The sequence below is a fragment of the Candidatus Kryptonium sp. genome, from assembly GCA_025060635.1.
In the GTDB taxonomy this organism is placed as follows: Bacteria; Bacteroidota; Ignavibacteria; order Kryptoniales; family Kryptoniaceae; genus Kryptonium.
In genome coordinates, this window is record JANXBN010000118.1 from 1 (window position 1) to 629 (window position 629).

The 629-nt window shown below is 61.4% G+C and carries 1 protein-coding gene; it reads left to right on the forward strand.

Features of this window, described 5'->3' with window-relative positions; genetic code table 11:
• Positions 1-629: DegT/DnrJ/EryC1/StrS family aminotransferase (locus NZ923_10765; protein ID MCS7230487.1), on the forward strand; the 629-nt coding region annotated here is incomplete at both ends.

A 629-nucleotide genomic window follows, 5' to 3' on the forward strand; every position in this document is an offset into this window, starting at 1 on the left:
GTCGCAATGATGGCCATCGACATCCGTCCCGGCGATGAGGTCATTACCACGCCTTACACTTTCTTCGCCACTGCTGGTTCGATTGCCCGGCTCGGCGCTGTTCCGGTTTTTGTGGGCATCGATCCGCTGACCTTCAATATTGACCCGTCTGCCATCGAGTCGCGCATCACGCCGCGCACGCGGGTGATTATGCCGGTGCATCTCTACGGACAGATGGCGGATATGGACCCGATTATGGAGATTGCGCAGCGCCATCATCTGATCGTTATCGAGGACGCAGCGCAGGCGATTGGGTCGGAGTACAAGGGTCAGCGCGCGGGCTCCATCGGGCACATGGGATGTTTCAGTTTCTTCCCCTCGAAGAACCTGGGCGGCTTTGGCGACGGCGGCATGGTCACAACAAACGACGCTGCGCTGGCAGAACGGGTCCGGTTGCTCCGCAACCATGGCGCGCATCCGAAGTACTACCACAAACTGATCGGCGGCAACTTCCGCCTCGACGCTCTGCAGGCGGCTGTGTTGCGGGTGAAGCTGAAGTATCTGGATAATTGGACGGCGGGACGGCAGCGGAACGCAGCGACCTACCGCCGCCTGTTCAGCGAGGCGGGGCTGGTCATCGACGCGCCCGC